The following is a 16,169-nucleotide window of genomic DNA, read 5'->3' as shown; positions in this document are numbered from 1 at the left end:
AGGCCCGGGGGGCCGGCTACGCTACCGCAATTTTCGAATTTGGCGGGTCCAGTTTGCCATGCGGCAAAACCCTGAGTCATCTGGACAAAAATGCCAAACGCGGAAAAGAACGAGGGTGCGGGATTGGTGCACTGCGATGCACGATAAATAATTCGGATTGGGAAACATGGGGCACCGTGCACCTTGAGCGGGCGGGTGCAGCCACGGTCACTTGTGAAAAATGGACGCGGATGGCGGAAAAGGAAAAGAACGCGTCTGAATTTCGACGTTGAGCGCCATTTCGAACGACAAGAATAGAACCGTCGGTCCCCAACCGGTTAAACCGCCGTAAAGCCAGCCGTGACGGGGCCTCCAGCATTGCAGGACGTCCTTCATTCATTGTCACGGAAGCTCTATGTCGAACACTCAACCTTTCTTTTCGCAAACGCTGGCGCAGCGCGATTCGGCGGTTCGCGGCAGCATCCTGAAAGAACTCGAGCGGCAGCAGTCGCAGGTCGAAATGATCGCGTCGGAAAACATCGTGTCGCGCGCCGTGCTCGAGGCGCAAGGCTCGGTGCTGACCAACAAGTACGCGGAAGGCTATCCGGGCAAGCGTTACTACGGCGGTTGCGAATTCGCCGACGAGGTGGAAGCGCTTGCCATCAGCCGCATCAAGCAGCTATTCAATGCCGGTTTCGCCAACGTGCAACCGCACTCGGGCGCGCAGGCCAACGGTTCGGTCATGCTCGCGCTCGCCAAACCGGGCGACACGGTGCTCGGCATGTCGCTCGACGCGGGCGGCCACCTCACGCACGGCGCCAAACCGGCGCTTTCCGGCAAGTGGTTCAACGCCGTGCAGTACGGCGTGAATCGCGAAACCATGCTGATTGACTACGACCAGGTCGAAGCGCTCGCGCAGCAGCACAAGCCGAACCTCATCATCGCGGGCTTTTCCGCTTATCCGCGCGCGCTCGACTTCGCACGTTTTCGTGCGATCGCCGACTCGGTCGGCGCCAAACTCATGGTAGACATGGCGCATATCGCGGGCATCATCGCGGCGGGGCGGCATCAGAATCCGGTCGAGCATGCGCATGTCGTCACGTCGACGACTCACAAGACGCTGCGCGGCCCGCGCGGCGGCTTCGTGCTGACCAACGACGAGGAGACCGCGAAAAAGATCAACTCGGCCGTATTCCCCGGCCTGCAAGGCGGCCCGCTCATGCATGTGATCGCGGGCAAGGCCGTGGCGTTCGGCGAAGCGCTCGATGCGAGCTTCAAGACCTATATCGACAGTGTGCTCGCCAATGCGAAGGCGCTGGGCGAGGTACTGAAAGCAGGCGGTGTGGACCTCGTGACGGGCGGCACGGACAACCACCTGCTGCTCGTCGACCTGCGGCCCAAGGGCCTCAAGGGTAATCAGGTCGAGCAGGCGCTGGAGCGCGCCGGCATCACCTGTAACAAGAACGGCATTCCGTTCGATGCCGAAAAGCCCACGGTCACCTCGGGCATTCGCCTCGGCACGCCCGCAGGCACCACGCGCGGCTTTGGCGTGAACGAATTCCGCGAGATCGGCCGCCTGATTCTCGAAGTGTTCGACTCACTGCGCACGCATCCCGAAGGCGACGCGGCCACCGAGCAGCGCGTGCGCCGCGAGATCTTCGCGCTGTGCGAACGCTTCCCGATCTACGCGCAAGCCTGATTCATCACACCACCGCCTTTCAATTTTATTCGCGAGTTCCGGAGCGGCTAATGAGCACTCTGCACGACAACAGCATCATCATCGACGGTCTGAACATTTCGAAGTTCGAGCGCTCGGTGTTCGAAGACATGCGCAAGGGCGGCGTTACCGCCGTCAACTGCACGGTTTCTGTATGGGAAGACTTCCAGAAGACCGTCGACAACATCGCGCAAATGAAGCAGCAAATTCGCGAGTACAGCGAGATCCTCACGCTCGTGCGCACGACCGACGACATTGTGCGTGCGAAGAAAGAGAACAAGACCGGCATTATCTTCGGCTTCCAGAACTCGTATGCGTTCGAGGACAACCTTGGCTATATCGAGGTGTTCAAGGAACTCGGCGTGAATGTGGTGCAGCTTTGCTACAACACGCAGAACCTCGTGGGCACCGGCTGCTATGAGCCGGACGGCGGCCTCTCCGGTTACGGGCGCGAAGTGATCCAGGAAATGAACCGCGTGGGCATCCTGGTCGATCTTTCGCACGTGGGCGGAAAGACTTCGTCGGACGCGATTGCCTGCTCGAAGAAGCCGGTCACGTATTCGCACTGCTGTCCGTCGGGTCTCAAGGAGCATCCGCGCAACAAGACCGATGAGCAATTGAAGGAAATCGCCGATGCGAACGGTTTCGTCGGCGTGACCATGTTCGCGCCGTTCCTCAAGAAAGGCCCGGATTCGACCGTCGAGGATTACATCGAAGCGATCGAATACGTGGTCGATCTGATCGGCGAAGACCGCGTAGGCATTGGCACCGACTTCACGCAGGGCTACAGCACCGAGTTCTTCGACTGGATCACGCACGACAAGGGCCGTTATCGCCGCCTCACGAATTTCGGCAAGGTGGTGAATCCGGAAGGCATCCGCACGATCGGTGAATTTCCCAATCTCACCGCCGCCATGCAAAAAGCAGGCTGGAGCGAAACGCGCATCAAGAAGGTGATGGGCGAGAACTGGATGCGTGTGTTCGGCGAAGTCTGGGGCGGTTGACCGCCAGGCCAGACCGGTTGATACGGAAAGGCCATCGCAACAAATTAGAAACCCTAAATAAATTCGCTCACTGAGTCACTGGAGCCCCACGAAATGCAACCGCAACTGCCGATCGATGTCGATCCCGCCACCGGCGTCTGGACCACGGACGCGCTGCCGATGCTGTATGTGCCGCGCCACTTCTTCACCAACAATCACACCGCCGTGGAAGAGGCGCTGGGCCGCGACGCGTACGCCGAGATTCTCTACAAGGCCGGCTACAAGTCGGCGTACCACTGGTGCGCGAAGGAAGCCGAGAAGCACGGCATCACCGGCATGGCCGTGTTCGAGCATTACCTGAAGCGTCTTTCGCAGCGCGGCTGGGGCCTTTTCACGATCCGCGAGGCGGACCCGGCCACGGCGCGCGCGAAGATCGAATTGCGCCATTCGTCGTTCGTGCTCGCGCAGCCGGGCAAGGAAGGCAAGCTCTGCTACATGTTCGCGGGCTGGTTCGCAGGCGCGATGGACTGGGTGAACGACACCACGGAAGGCGGCAAGAACGCGCCGCGCGCGCACTCGAAGGAAGTGCAGTGCGCCGCCGAAGGCCACGCGCACTGCGTATTCGAAGTCTCGCCGATCGCCGCCTGAACGGCCGGCGCCCCGTAATACAGGACTCACCGAAAGACACGAACACCAGAGGTCGTCTGCGATGCGCTACCCCAATTTGTTCAAACCCTTGACGCTCAATCAGCTCACGCTGCGTAACCGCATCGTCAGCACGGCCCATGCGGAGGTCTACGCGGAGCCGGGCGGCTTGCCGGGCGAGCGCTATATCCGCTACTACGAGGAGAAGGCCAAGGGTGGCGTGGGCCTCGCCGTGTGCGGTGGCTCGAGCCCGGTGTCGATCGACAGTCCCCAGGGCTGGTGGAAATCGGTGAACCTCGCCACGGACAAGATCATCGATCCGCTCGCGCGTCTGGCCGAAGCCATGCACCGCCACGGCGCGAAGATCATGATCCAGGCCACGCATATGGGCCGCCGTTCCGCCTTTCACGGCGAACACTGGCCGCATCTGATGTCGCCTTCGGGTGTGCGCGAACCGGTGCACCGCGGCAACGCGAAGATCATCGAGGTGGAGGAAATCCGCCGCATCATCGGCGACTTCGCGGCGGCAGCGAAGCGCGTGAAAGACGCGGGCATGGACGGCATCGAAATCTCTGCCGCGCACCAGCATCTGATCGATCAATTCTGGAGCCCGCGCACGAACTTTCGCACCGACGAATGGGGCGGCTCGCTCGAAAACCGTCTGCGCTTTGGCGTGGAAGTGCTCAAGGCCGTGCGTGAGGCGGTGGGCAAGGACTTTTGCGTCGGCCTGCGTATGTGTGGCGACGAATTCCATGAAGACGGCCTTGATCACGAGCAGTTGAAGGACATCGCGCAGGCGATGTCGGAAACGGGCCTCATCGACTATCTCGGCGTTATCGGCTCCGGTGCCGACACGCATAACACGCTCGCGAACTGCATGCCGCCCATGGCGCTGCCGCCCGAGCCGTTCGTGCATCTCGCGGCTGGCATCAAGTCGGTGGTCAAGCTGCCCGTGATGCACGCGCAGAGCATTCGCGACGCGGGCCAGGCCGAGCGTTTGCTCGCGAGCGGCATGGTCGATCTCGTCGGCATGACGCGCGCGCAGATCGCCGACCCGCACATGGTCATCAAGATTCGCGACGGCCGCGAAGACGAAATCAAGCAGTGCGTGGGCGCGAACTATTGCATCGACCGCCAGTACAACGGGCTCGACGTGCTGTGCGTGCAGAACGCCGCAACGTCGCGCGAAGCGACCATGCCCCATGTCATCGAAAAGTCGCGTGGCCCGAAGCGTAAGGTCGTGGTGGTCGGCGCGGGCCCGGCGGGGCTGGAAGCGGCGCGCGTGGCGCGACTGCGCGGCCATGACGTGGTGCTGTTCGAAAAGAACGACGCCGTGGGCGGCCAGATCCTGCTCGCAGCGAAAGCGCCGCAGCGCGAGCAGATGGCGGGCATCGTGCGCTGGTTCGACATGGAGACGAAGCGCCTGGGCGTGGATCGCCGCCTTGGCGTCGCGGCCGACGAGAAAACGATTCTCGCGGAAAAGCCCGACATCATCGTGCTCGCAACCGGTGGGTCGAGCTTCACGCAGCAGGTTCCGGCCTGGGGCGTGGAAGAGGGGCTGGCCGTGAGCGCGTGGGACATCCTGAGCGGCAAGGTCGAGCCGAAGCAGAACGTGCTCGTGTACGACGGCGTGAGCACGCATGCGGGCGCGGGCGTGGCCGACTTCATTTCGAGCCGTGGCTCGAAGGTCGAAATCGTCACGCCCGACGTCAAGGTCGCCGACGACGTGGGCGGCACCACGTTCCCGATCTTCTATCGCCGCCTCTACGCACAGGGCGTGATTCACACGCCGAATTACTGGCTCGACCGCGTGTACGAAGAAGACGGCAAGAAGATCGCCGTGCTGCGCAACGAGTACACGGAGGAGCAGGAAGAGCGCGCCGTCGATCAGGTAGTGATCGAAAACGGCAGCACGCCGAACGACGAGTTGTACTGGAAGCTCAAGCCCGAATCGGTCAATCGCGGTCAGGTGGACGTGCACAAGCTCTTCGCGGCCGAGGCGCAGCCATGTCTTTCCGAGGACCTCGGTAATGGCCGTTTCCTGCTCTTCCGCGTGGGCGACTGCATTTCCTTGCACAACATCCACGGCGCGATTTACGACGCGCTGCGGCTTGCCAAGGACTTCTGAACCATGAATCCGACCTGGCTCATTACCGCGCTGTTGTGGATGTCGATGGCGGGGCTCGCGTTCGCGGTCGCGAAGCGCGCCGCCTTCTGGCGGGTGGGGCGCGCCGCCGCGCCCAGTTCTGTGGGCTTCGCGAAGCTGTTCAGCATACCGAAACGTTATTTCGTCGATTTGCACCACGTGGTGGCGCGTGACCCGTATATTGCGAAGACGCACGTCGCGACGGCCGGTGGTGCGATCGCGGCGCTTGCGCTCGTGTTCGTCAACTACGGGCTCGCGATCTATTCGCCGTGGCTCGACAAGCTCATCTTTCTCGCGGCGCTCGCCATGCTGATCGGTGCGGTGTTCGTCTGGCGTCGCCGTCACGCGAAAGATGTCCCAGCGCGTCTATCGCGTGGGCCGTGGAATACGCTGCCGTGGCTGCTCGGTTCGTTCGCGCTGGGCGTGGCGCTCTTTACGTTGGTGCCTGCGGGCGCCATGTCGGGCGGCTTCGCGGTGCTTTGCGCCGTGCTGATCGGCGTTGGCGCGTTCGCGATGACGTTTGGCGCAGCGAAGGGCGGCCCGATGAAGCACGCGATTGCCGGCCTGTTGCATCTGGCGTTCCATCCGCGCCAGGAGCGCTTTTCGGCAACGCGCGAGGGTTGGACCGGCAACGGCACGGCCACGCCGCCCACGGCGCTGAAGCTCCCCGACATCGAAGAGAAGCAGGAATACGGCGTGGCGAAGCCCGTTGAGTTTCGCTGGAACCAGCTGTTGAGCTTCGATGCCTGCGTGCAGTGCGGCAAATGCGAGGCCGCGTGCCCCGCATTCGCTTCGGGCCAGCCGCTCAATCCCAAGAAGCTGATTCAGGACCTCGTGGTCGGCATGGCGGGCGGCACCGACGCGGCCTATGCGGGCAGCCCCACGCCCGGCATCCAGGTTGGCCAGCATAGCGGTGCGCCGAACGGCCCGATCGTTTCCGGCCTGATCGAAGCGCAAACGCTTTGGTCGTGCACCACCTGCCGCGCCTGCGTGCAGGAGTGCCCCATGCTGATCGAGCACGTCGATGCGATCGTCGACATGCGCCGCAACCAGACGCTCGTGCTTGGCGAAGTGCCGGGCAAGGGCCCCGAAGTGCTCGCCAATCTGCGCGAAACGGGCACGGCCGGCGGCTACGACAAGGCGGCGCGCTACGACTGGGCGGTGGACCTCAATGCACCCGTGGCGCAACCGGGCAAGCGTGTGGACATTCTCGTGGTGGCGGGCGAGGGCGCGTTCGACATGCGCTATCAGCGCACGCTGCGCGCGCTCGTGAAGGTGCTCAACAAGGCGGGCGTGAACTACGCGGTGCTCGGCGGGTGCGAAACCGACACAGGCGACGTGGCGCGCCGCCTGGGCGACGAAGCGACGTTCCAGCGCATGGCCAGGCAGATGATGACGACGCTCGCTACGCTGAACTTCGCGCGCATCGTGACCGCCGATCCGCATGTCATGCACAGCCTGCGCAACGAGTACCGCGCGCTGGGCGGGCGTTACGAGGTGCTGCATCACACGACCTACCTCGCGGAGCTTGCCGCGACCGGACGCATCGCGCCCAAGGCCGTGCAGGCGCTCGCTGAAAAGCGCACGACGTATCACGATCCTTGCTATCTGGGCCGCTACAACGGCGAAACCGAAGCGCCGCGCAAGCTGCTCAAGACCATCGGCATCAAGGTCGTGGAGATGGAGCGCAGCGGCATGCGCGCACGTTGCTGCGGCGGCGGTGGCGGCGCGCCGCTCACCGATATCCCCGGCAAGCAGCGCATTCCCGATATCCGCATTGCCGACGCGCGCGCAGTGAACGCCGACGTCGTCGCCGTGGCCTGCCCGCAATGCACGGCCATGCTCGAAGGCGTGGTGGGCCCGCGCCCGGACGTGCTCGACGTGGCCGAACTCGTGGCCGCCTCGCTGGAGTGAGTCGATGAATACCCTCAAACGAATCGATCCGCGCCGCCCCTTCGTCGTCACGGCGGCTGGCCTCAAGCGCATTACGCTGGGCGAGACCGGCAGCGCGGATGCAAGCGCGGCGCAATGGCTCACGCAACACGGTCACACCGGTGCGACGAAGCCTCGTCGTGTGATTAGCAACCCGAACCAGTTTTTGCTCGTAGTCGCGCATGCCGAACGCGGCGCGCTCGACGACCACGCGTGCCAGGCCATTGCCGCCGCCGCGCTGCTCGCCGACGCGCAAACCGAAGTGGCGCTGCTCGTGTTCGGCGAACTGAAAGACGACGCCGGGGCGCTCGGCGTGGACAAGCTGATCGAACTGCCCGGATTCGAGCGCCGCACGTTCGCGCCGGAAAGCGAGTTGCGCGCGCTGCAGGCCTGCGCGGCGGCGCTCGCCCCGAAGCATGTATTCGTGCCCGACAACGCCTATGGCGACGGCGATCTCGGGCGGCGCTACGCGGCCAGCGCCGGGGCGAGCGCGGCGGCGCACGTAGTCGAGATCGACGCGAAGCATGTCGGCGTGTACGAGCAGGCAAAGCGCGCGTGGGCCGCGCGCGCGCTGCCCGATGTGATCCTGCTCGCGCCGAACGCCGTCGATTCGAAGCTGCCGTTCGTTGGTGCGGGTGAGCGCCTTGCGGGCGATTTCATCCGGCCTGCCAACGACCTCGCGTCGCCGTATAAGGATCTCGGCCTTGAATCCATCGACGCCGCCCAGGTCGCGCTCGAAGAAGCCGATTTCATCGTCTCGGCGGGCAACGGCGTGACCGACATCGCGGCGTTTGGCCGGCTCGCGGGCGCATTCGGCGCCGCCATTGGCGCGAGCCGCGTGGCCGTGGACAACGGTCACTTCACGCGCGACAAGCAGGTGGGCGCAACGGGCAAGACGGTCGAGGCGAGCGTGTATATCGCGTTCGGCATTTCCGGGGCCGTGCAGCACTTGCAGGGCATCAAGGACTGCCGCCATGTGATCGCCGTGAATCTCGACGGCAGCGCGCCAATCGCGAAGCGCGCCAATCTGACCGTGGTCGGCGACGCGCAAGGCACCATCGCCGCGCTGATCGAGCAGGTGCAGGCCGCACGCGCCACGCGGGGCGGGGCAAGCGCCATACATGACGACACGCATTGCGCAGGAGTTGCCGCATGAACGCACGCCATGATCCTCAACGCAGAATCGAGCGCATCGCGGTGCTCGTTTCAGTGGGGCGCCACCCGGTAAGCGGTGCACCGCGCTATAGCCGCAACGACGCGCTCGCGCTCGACCTTGCGCGCACGCTCGCCGAGCGGCATCGCGCGCGTCTGTCCGTGCTGCATGCAGGCGACGCCGCCGATCCGGCGCTCGCCGAATACCTTGCGCTAGGCGCGCAGGAAGTGGAGGTGCTGGCCTGCACGCCGTCTGACGACGCGGCGCGCCTTATCGCCGAACGCGTGCGCGGTTACGACCTCGTCTTGACCGGCACGCGCGCCGAAGGGGCGCACGACAGCGGCATGCTGCCGTACCGCGTGGCGGCCGCGCTAGGCGTGCCGATGGTGGGGAGCGCCGTGGACATCGACGTCAATGTGGCCGCGCGCACCGCCGTCGTGCGTCAGTTCCTGCCCAAAGGGCTGCGCCGGCGCGTGCAAACGGCGCTGCCCGCCGTGATCGCCGTGCATCCGCTCGCCAACGCCCAGCCGCGCTATGCCTACGCGCACTTGCGTGCGGGCGCGGTGCGGCCCGAGCCCGTCACGCGCGCGAGCGTGGCCGAATCCACCGAATCCGCCGCATGGACGGTTGGCCCCATCGAGCGCAAGCCGGTGCGTCTCGCCGCGGCGGAGAAACGCTCGGGCCACGCGCGCATGCTTTCGGCGACCACGACCGAGAGCCGGGGCGGCAACGTCGTAATTGAGGGGAGTTCGGTCGAAAAAGCACAAGTGATCCTCGCTTATTTGCGCGAGCATCAACTCATCGACTACTGATTTTGCTGGCGTGTCGGCAACGAACTGGGATGAAAAATCCGGAGCACACATGAAAGTAACGGCAGAGATTCGCGCACTGATCGAGCGGCGTCAGGCGGGTTACAGCCTGGAAGCGCCTTTCTACCTGAGCGAGGAGATTTTCGCGCTCGATATGGAGACGATTTTCCGGCAGCACTGGATCGAGGTCGCAACCGAAGCGGAAATTCCCGAACCGGGCGATTACGTGACCATCGAACTGGCGGGCGACTCGATCCTGATCGTGCGCGACGACGACATGCAGGTGCGCGCGTTCCACAACGTCTGCCGCCATCGCGGTGCGCGCCTGTGCAATGAAGAAAAGGGCTCGGTGGGCAATATCGTCTGCCCGTACCACAGCTGGACCTACAACCTCACCGGCGCGCTGATGTTCGCCGAGCACATGGGCGAGCAGTTCGACCGCTGCAAGCACAGCCTCAAGACCGTGCACGTGGAAAATCTCGCGGGCCTGATCTTCGTGTGCCTCGCCGAAGAACCGCCCACCGACTTCGCGGACATGCGCGCCGAAATGGAGCCGTATTTGCTGCCGCACGATCTGGCGGGCTGCAAGGTCGCCGCGCAGGTCGACATCATCGAGAAGGGCAACTGGAAGCTCGTGATGGAAAACAACCGCGAGTGCTATCACTGCGTGGCGAACCATCCCGAGCTGACCATTTCGCTCTACGAATACGGCTTTGGCTACGCACGGACGGAAGCCAATGCGGAAGGCATGGATGCGTTCGAGCGCACCTGCAACGAGCGCGCGAAGCAGTGGGAAGCAATGGACCTGCCATCGGTCGAAATCGAAAAACTGCTGGACGTCACCGGTTTTCGCACGCAACGCCTGCCGCTCGACCGCTGCGGCGAGTCGCAAACGCTCGACGCGAAGGTCGCCTCGAAGAAGCTGCTTGGCGAATTCCGCACAGCGGATCTAGGCGGTCTCTCGTTCTGGACGCAGCCGAATTCGTGGCATCACTTCATGAGCGATCACATCGTGTCGTTTTCGGTCATTCCGCTTTCCGCGGGCGAGACGCTCGTGCGCACGCGCTGGCTCGTTCACAAGGACGCGCGCGAAGGCATCGACTACGACGTGGACAATCTCACCGCCGTGTGGAACGCGACCAACAACCAGGACCGCACGCTCGTGGAGTATTCGCAGCGCGGCGCGGCGAGCAGTGCGTATGAGCCGGGCCCGTATTCGCCGTACACGGAAGGGCTCGTCGAAAAGTTCTCGGCCTGGTATATCGGCCGCCTCGCCAGGCAGATCGGCGCATAACGCACGCGCGTAAAAGTAAAGAGAGCGGAGTTTGACATGATGCGAGACGCGGCCCAATTCAATCCACTCGATCTCAGCGACAGCCGGGTGACGCGCCCGGCGTTCTGGGGCGCGTTGCCCGAACGGTGGACGAGCGAGGTCGAAGAAACCCTCGAGTGCTGCCACGTATGGCAGGAAACGCACGACGTGAAGAGTTTTTTCCTGCGCTCGCCGCAGGGCCGCACGTTCTCGTTCGAGCCGGGGCAATTCCTCACACTCGAACTCGAGATCGACGGGGAGGCCATCAACCGGTGCTATACGATTTCGTCGTCGCCCGCGCGGCCTCATACGATTTCCATCACGGTCAAGCGGGTGCCCGGCGGCAAGGTGTCGAACTGGCTGCACGACAATCTGCGCCCCGGCGTTTCGCTGCGCGTGCTCGGGCCGGCCGGCGAATTCACGTGCGCGCGTCACCCTGCGCCGAAGTATCTGTTTCTATCCGCCGGGTCGGGCGTCACGCCGCTCATGTCGATGAGCCGCGCACATCACGATCTCGCCGAGGACCGCGACATCGTTTTCGTGCATAGCGCGCGCACGCCCGACGACATCATCTTCGCGCGCGAGCTGGAACTGATCGCTGCGAGCCGCGCCAATTTCCGCACGTCGTTCGTCTGCGAGAGGGTGGGCGCACGCACCGATTGGCCGGGCGTGACCGGCTTTCTTTCGCTGCCGCTGTTGAAGCTCATCGCGCCGGACTTCATGGAGCGCGAAATCTTTACCTGCGGGCCCGCACCCTACATGAAAGCCGTGCGCGATCTGCTCGACGAAGCCGGTTTCGCGCGCGAACGCTACCACGAAGAGAGTTTTTCATTTGAAACGCTTACGGCGCCAGAAGATGCGCCGGTGGAGCAGCCTCCGGCGCAATCAGAATCGTCCGTCGAAACCGCGAGTTTCACGATTACGTTTGCGAAGAGCCGCCGCGAGATTCAATGCAGTGCACAACAGACCGTGCTCGATGCCGCGCGTCAAGCGGGCGTGCGGTTGGCCTCTTCGTGCAGCCAGGGCATGTGTGGAACCTGCAAGGTCAAGCTCGTTTCCGGGCAGGTGGAGATGAAGCATAGCGGCGGCATACGCCAGCGCGAGATCGATCAAGGCATGGCGCTGCTGTGCTGCTCGAAGCCGCTGTCCGACCTTGTCGTCGACAAATAGCGCGCGCGTCGCGCAACGACAAGAACACGTCGTAAATCGACGTTAGCGGCAGATTGTGGCGGGCGAATCTGCATAGGACGGGGCGCGTGCCCATATCACAGGAGATCGACCATGAAGCTGGCTGGAAAACTCTTTTGGACCGGTGTGTTATCGGCGATGGTGAGCTTGAGCGCCCCGGCATTTGCCGACGGCAAGCCGACCTTGAAGATCGGTTATGTCGAAGGCTGGGACGACAGCGTGGCGACGTCGAACGTGGCCGCGCGCATCATCGAGAAGCGCTATGGCTACCCGGTGCAACTCGTGCCCGTGGCCGCGGGCATCATGTGGCAGGGCGTGGCGCGCGGCGACCTCGACGCGACGCTTTCCGCCTGGCTGCCGGTCACCCAGGGCGCGTACTGGGCGCAGTTCAAGGACAAGGTGGTCGACCTCGGCACGAACTTCCCAGGCGCGAAGATCGGCCTCGTGGTGCCTGACTACGTGAGCGCGAAGAGCATCGCCGATCTGAACGCGGACAAGTCGGCGTTCGGCGGGCGCATCGTCGGCATCGACGCGGGCGCGGGCGTGATGCGCAAAACCGACGAGGCCGTCAAGCAATACGACCTCAGCTACAGCGTGATGCCGAGTTCGGGCAGCGCGATGACGGCCGAGCTGGCGCGCGATGTGGGCTCGAAAAAGCCCGTGATCGTCACGGGCTGGACCCCGCACTGGATGTTCGCCAAGTACAAGCTGCGCTTCCTCGACGATCCGAAGAACGTGTACGGCGCAGCCGAGCACGTGGACAACGTGGCCAACCCGGAGCTTGAGAAGAAGGCGCCGCAGGTGGTGGCGTTCCTGAAGAACTTCCAGTGGAAGCCGGGCGAGATCGACAGCGTGATGCTCGCGATCCAGAACGGCGAGAAGCCCGACGCCGCCGCCGACACGTGGATCGCCGCGCACGGCGACCGCGTGAATGCCTGGGCAGCCACGCAGTAATCATCAGCAGAAAAACGGCAGGGGGCCCGCTGTGGCCCCGCCAGACCCGTGTCCGTTACGGGGTGCGCGCCGCGGTTGTGCACGCGCAGCACGTGATTTTCCTGAAGCGGCGCCGTGTCGCTTTTGCGTAAGCGTCTGTCGCAATTCGCCATCCCGGCCGGGCTTTTTCTGGCAACCATGTAGACATACCGTGCGGGCCGGCGCCTGCCGTTCGAGGAGATGGAGTCGATGAAATCCCCCAAGATCGTGGTCGATGGATTATGCAAGGTGTTCGGGCCCAACCCGAAGCTTGCACGTGAGCTGCTCGCCAAGGGCGCAACGAAAGACGAACTGTTCGCCAAGACCGGCTACGTGCTCGGTGTGAACAATGCCTCGTTCGAGGTGCATGAAGGCGAGATTTTCGTGCTGATGGGGCTTTCCGGCTCGGGCAAGTCCACGCTGATCCGGCTCATCAACCGGCTCGTGGAGCCCACTGCCGGCAAGGTCATCATCGACGGGCGCGATATCGCCGCCGTGCGGCGCTCGGAGCTGGTCTCGCTGCGCCGCACCGACATGAGCATGGTGTTTCAGTCGTTCGCGCTCATGCCGCAGCGCAGCGTGCTGGCGAACGCCGCGTTCGGCCTCGAAGTGGCGGGCGTGGGCCGCAAGGAACGCGAGCGGCGCGCGCTGAGCGTGCTTGAGCAAGTCGGTCTCGCGGCATTTGCGCAGAAGCTGCCCGCCGAGCTTTCGGGCGGCATGCAGCAGCGTGTGGGTCTCGCCCGCGCGCTTGCGGTGAATCCCTCGCTGATGATCATGGACGAAGCGTTTTCCGCACTCGATCCACTCAAGCGCAAGGAAATGCAGAACGTGCTGCTGCAACTGCAAAAGGAGCAGCGCCGCACGATCATGTTCGTCTCGCACGATCTTGAAGAGGCGCTGCGCATTGGCAGCCGCATCGCGATCATGGAAGGCGGTCGTATCGTGCAGATCGGCACGCCGCAGGAAATCATCAGTAATCCTGCCGATGACTACGTGCGCGCGTTCTTCGACGGCGTGGACACGAGCCGCTATCTCACGGCAGGCGATCTCATGCAGCGCGAAGCGGTGCCGCTCATTCGCTCGCTCGACGCGAAAAGCGTGGCTTCGTCGCTCAACGGCAGCGCCGAATACGCGTTCGTGCTGGACGGGCAGCGGCGCATCAGCGGTTTCGTCACGCGCGATGCGATTGGCGCCGCGCAGCCGTCGCTCAAGAAAGTCGAATGCATCACGCTGGGCACGCCGCTGGAGCAGGTCGTGACGCGCGTGTGTGCGAACACGACGGCGCTGCCCGTGGTCGACGACGAGGGCCGTTACTGCGGCTCCATCGATCAGGCTGCCGTTCTGAAGGTCATTACGCGTAATCGAGGTGCTCATGTCTGAGATCATTCCCATCGGCCAGTGGGTCGATCAGTCGGTTCACTATCTGCTCGACCACGACGCCAACAGCTTCGATGCCGTCGGCAAGGCCATCGAGGGCTTCGCCGCACTTGTCGAGCACGGCTTGCAGGCTATCCCCATGTGGGCGCTGATGGCGTTCTTCATCGCCATCGGCCTGTGGCGCGTGGGCTGGCGCTTCGCGATCTTCGCGACCTGTTCGCTATTGCTGATCTATGCGACCGGCTTCTGGGATCAGACCGTCGTGACACTCGGCCTCACGCTTTCGTCAACGGTGATCAGCCTCGTGATCGGCATTCCGCTCGGCATCTGGACGGCCAAGAGCAAGGTCGTGCAGACCATCGTGCGGCCCATCCTCGACCTGATGCAGACGATGCCGGCCTTCGTCTATCTGATTCCTGCCGCGATGCTGTTTGGCCTTGGCCGCGTGCCAGGCATTCTCTCCACCGTGATCTTCGCGATGCCGCCCGCCGTGCGCCTCACGAGCCTCGGCATCAAGCACGTGAACCGCGAGATCGTGGAAGCCGGGCAGGCGTTCGGTTGCACGCCGTGGCAGTTGCTGTACAAGGTGCAGTTTCCGAATGCGCTGCCTTCGATCATGCAGGGCGTGAACCAGACCATCATGATGGCGCTTTCCATGGTCATCATCGCTTCGATGGTCGGGGCGGGAGGTCTTGGCAACGATGTGCTCGCGAGTATTCAGCGGCTGGATATTGGCCTCGGTTTCGAAAGCGGACTTTCAGTCGTGCTGCTCGCGATTATTCTCGACCGCATTACCGAAAGCTTTGGCCGCGCACCGGGCGCCGTGAAAGCACCGTTGTTCTCCGGGCTCAAGCATCTAATGCGCGTGCGGCCCGCAGTCGTCGAGGCGTAATGGTTTGAACTAATACGATCAACCGCCGTTCCCGAGGAGCGCAATGTGACGACCGACATCGCCGTGCCCGAGCCCGAAACGCGCACGGCATCGTCCATCAGGCATTTCGGTTTCCTGACGTTGCAGAACTTTTCGATGATCGCGTTTTCGAGCGCGGTCGAGGTTCTGCGCATGGCGAACTACGTGGGGCGCGCGGACCATTACCGCTGGTCGATCTACTCGCTCGACGGCGCACCGGCCCGCGCCAGCAACGGCATCACGGTGCGCCCCGCGCAGGCGCTCGACCCGGCGTGCCTGCCCGACGTGCTGATCGTGTGCGGCGGCATACGCATTCGCGAGATCATGAGCGACAGCGTGCGCGCCACGCTCGCCATGGTGGCGCAGCAGGGCGTGCCGCTTGGCGGCATCTGCACCGGTGCATACGCGCTGATGGCGAGCGGGCTGCTGGACGGTTATCGCTGCGCCGTGCATTGGGAAGATCTTACGGTGCTGCACCAGGAGTTTCCGCGCGTATGCTTTGCCGACGAGCTGTTTGTTGTCGATCGCGACCGCCTTACCTGCACGGGCGGCACCGCGCCGCTCGACCTGATGCTTGAACTCGTTGGCGCGCGCCTTGGGCAAAGCCTTGCTGCCAAGGTGTCCGAACAGTTCATCCTCGAACGCATTCGCAGCTCCACTGATCTGCAGCCCATACCCGTGGACGCGCGCGTGGGCTTTTCGCGGGCCGAACTTGTGGAGGTCGTGCGGCTGATGGAAGCGAATATCAAGGAGCCGCTTTCGCTGGAGGAGCTGGCGCGGCTCGTGCGGCTCTCGCAGCGGCATTTGCAGCGGATGTTCAAGGCGTATTTGAACGTATCGCCGACGCATTACTACCTCACGTTGCGGTTGAAACGTGCGCGTGAGTTGTTGCGCACCACCGATACGTCGATTTCGCGTGTGACCGCGATTTGTGGGTTCAATTCGCCTTGCCATTTTAGTAAGGCGTATCGGGTGCAGTTTGGGCATGCGCCGAGTCATGAGCGGCGTGGGGAGTAGGGGGGGCTTGCGGCTGCTGACGGTTGGAA

The 16,169-nt window shown here is 63.7% G+C and carries 13 protein-coding genes; all 13 read left to right on the top strand.

The window, feature by feature from the left end:
* Positions 1–394: 394 nt before the first annotated feature.
* The 13 genes from U5A65_RS12685 (at position 395) to U5A65_RS12625 (ending at position 16,140) form a co-directional block, all read left to right on the top strand.
* A complete protein-coding gene (locus U5A65_RS12685) occupies positions 395–1,678 on the top strand; it encodes a serine hydroxymethyltransferase (RefSeq protein WP_321946465.1) in 1,284 nt (427 codons plus the stop codon).
* 50 nt (positions 1,679–1,728) lie between these two features.
* A complete protein-coding gene (locus U5A65_RS12680) occupies positions 1,729–2,700 on the top strand; it encodes a dipeptidase (protein WP_321946464.1) in 972 nt (323 codons plus the stop codon).
* A gap of 93 nt (positions 2,701–2,793) precedes the next feature.
* Positions 2,794–3,327 carry a DUF5943 domain-containing protein gene (locus tag U5A65_RS12675; RefSeq protein ID WP_321946463.1) on the top strand — a complete coding sequence of 178 codons (534 nt, stop codon included), beginning with the start codon at positions 2,794–2,796 and terminating at the stop codon, positions 3,325–3,327.
* A 61-nt stretch (positions 3,328–3,388) separates the two neighbouring features.
* Positions 3,389–5,452, top strand: a complete 2,064-nt coding sequence (locus U5A65_RS12670) for an NADH:flavin oxidoreductase (protein WP_321937212.1) — start codon at positions 3,389–3,391, stop codon at positions 5,450–5,452.
* A gap of 3 nt (positions 5,453–5,455) precedes the next feature.
* The gene (locus U5A65_RS12665; protein WP_321915396.1) at positions 5,456–7,384 is read left to right on the top strand and encodes a (Fe-S)-binding protein; all 1,929 of its coding nucleotides are present in this window, start codon (positions 5,456–5,458) and stop codon (positions 7,382–7,384) included.
* A 4-nt stretch (positions 7,385–7,388) separates the two neighbouring features.
* Positions 7,389–8,558, top strand: coding sequence for an electron transfer flavoprotein subunit alpha/FixB family protein (locus tag U5A65_RS12660; protein WP_321946462.1), 1,170 nt, complete (start codon positions 7,389–7,391; stop codon positions 8,556–8,558).
* Positions 8,555–9,367 carry an electron transfer flavoprotein subunit beta/FixA family protein gene (locus U5A65_RS12655; protein ID WP_321946461.1) on the top strand — a complete coding sequence of 271 codons (813 nt, stop codon included), beginning with the start codon at positions 8,555–8,557 and terminating at the stop codon, positions 9,365–9,367. The genes U5A65_RS12660 and U5A65_RS12655 overlap by 4 nt, the downstream gene beginning before the upstream one ends.
* A gap of 49 nt (positions 9,368–9,416) precedes the next feature.
* Positions 9,417–10,658 carry an aromatic ring-hydroxylating dioxygenase subunit alpha gene (locus U5A65_RS12650; RefSeq protein WP_321915393.1) on the top strand — a complete coding sequence of 414 codons (1,242 nt, stop codon included), beginning with the start codon at positions 9,417–9,419 and terminating at the stop codon, positions 10,656–10,658.
* 36 nt (positions 10,659–10,694) lie between these two features.
* On the top strand, positions 10,695–11,846 hold the full coding sequence (locus tag U5A65_RS12645; protein WP_321946460.1) for a hybrid-cluster NAD(P)-dependent oxidoreductase: 1,152 nt from the start codon (positions 10,695–10,697) through the stop codon (positions 11,844–11,846).
* A 111-nt stretch (positions 11,847–11,957) separates the two neighbouring features.
* Positions 11,958–12,818 carry a glycine betaine ABC transporter substrate-binding protein gene (locus tag U5A65_RS12640; RefSeq protein ID WP_321915391.1) on the top strand — a complete coding sequence of 287 codons (861 nt, stop codon included), beginning with the start codon at positions 11,958–11,960 and terminating at the stop codon, positions 12,816–12,818.
* Between the two features lie 228 nt (positions 12,819–13,046).
* A complete protein-coding gene (locus tag U5A65_RS12635) occupies positions 13,047–14,216 on the top strand; it encodes a quaternary amine ABC transporter ATP-binding protein (RefSeq protein ID WP_415764740.1) in 1,170 nt (389 codons plus the stop codon).
* Positions 14,209–15,105 (top strand): choline ABC transporter permease subunit, encoded by an 897-nt coding sequence (choW, locus tag U5A65_RS12630; protein ID WP_321915390.1) that lies wholly within the window; start codon positions 14,209–14,211, stop codon positions 15,103–15,105. Before U5A65_RS12635 ends, choW begins: the two co-directional genes overlap by 8 nt.
* A 45-nt stretch (positions 15,106–15,150) precedes the next feature.
* Positions 15,151–16,140: a GlxA family transcriptional regulator gene (locus U5A65_RS12625; protein ID WP_321946459.1), complete on the top strand. Its 990-nt coding sequence runs from the start codon at positions 15,151–15,153 to the stop codon at positions 16,138–16,140.
* Positions 16,141–16,169: the final 29 nt, after the last annotated feature.

It is taken from the genome of Paraburkholderia sp. J10-1, assembly GCF_905220165.1.
In the GTDB taxonomy this organism is placed as follows: domain Bacteria; phylum Pseudomonadota; class Gammaproteobacteria; order Burkholderiales; family Burkholderiaceae; genus Paraburkholderia.
Note: the sequence above shows the minus strand (reverse complement) of the source record. Positions and strands in the feature narration are given on the sequence as shown.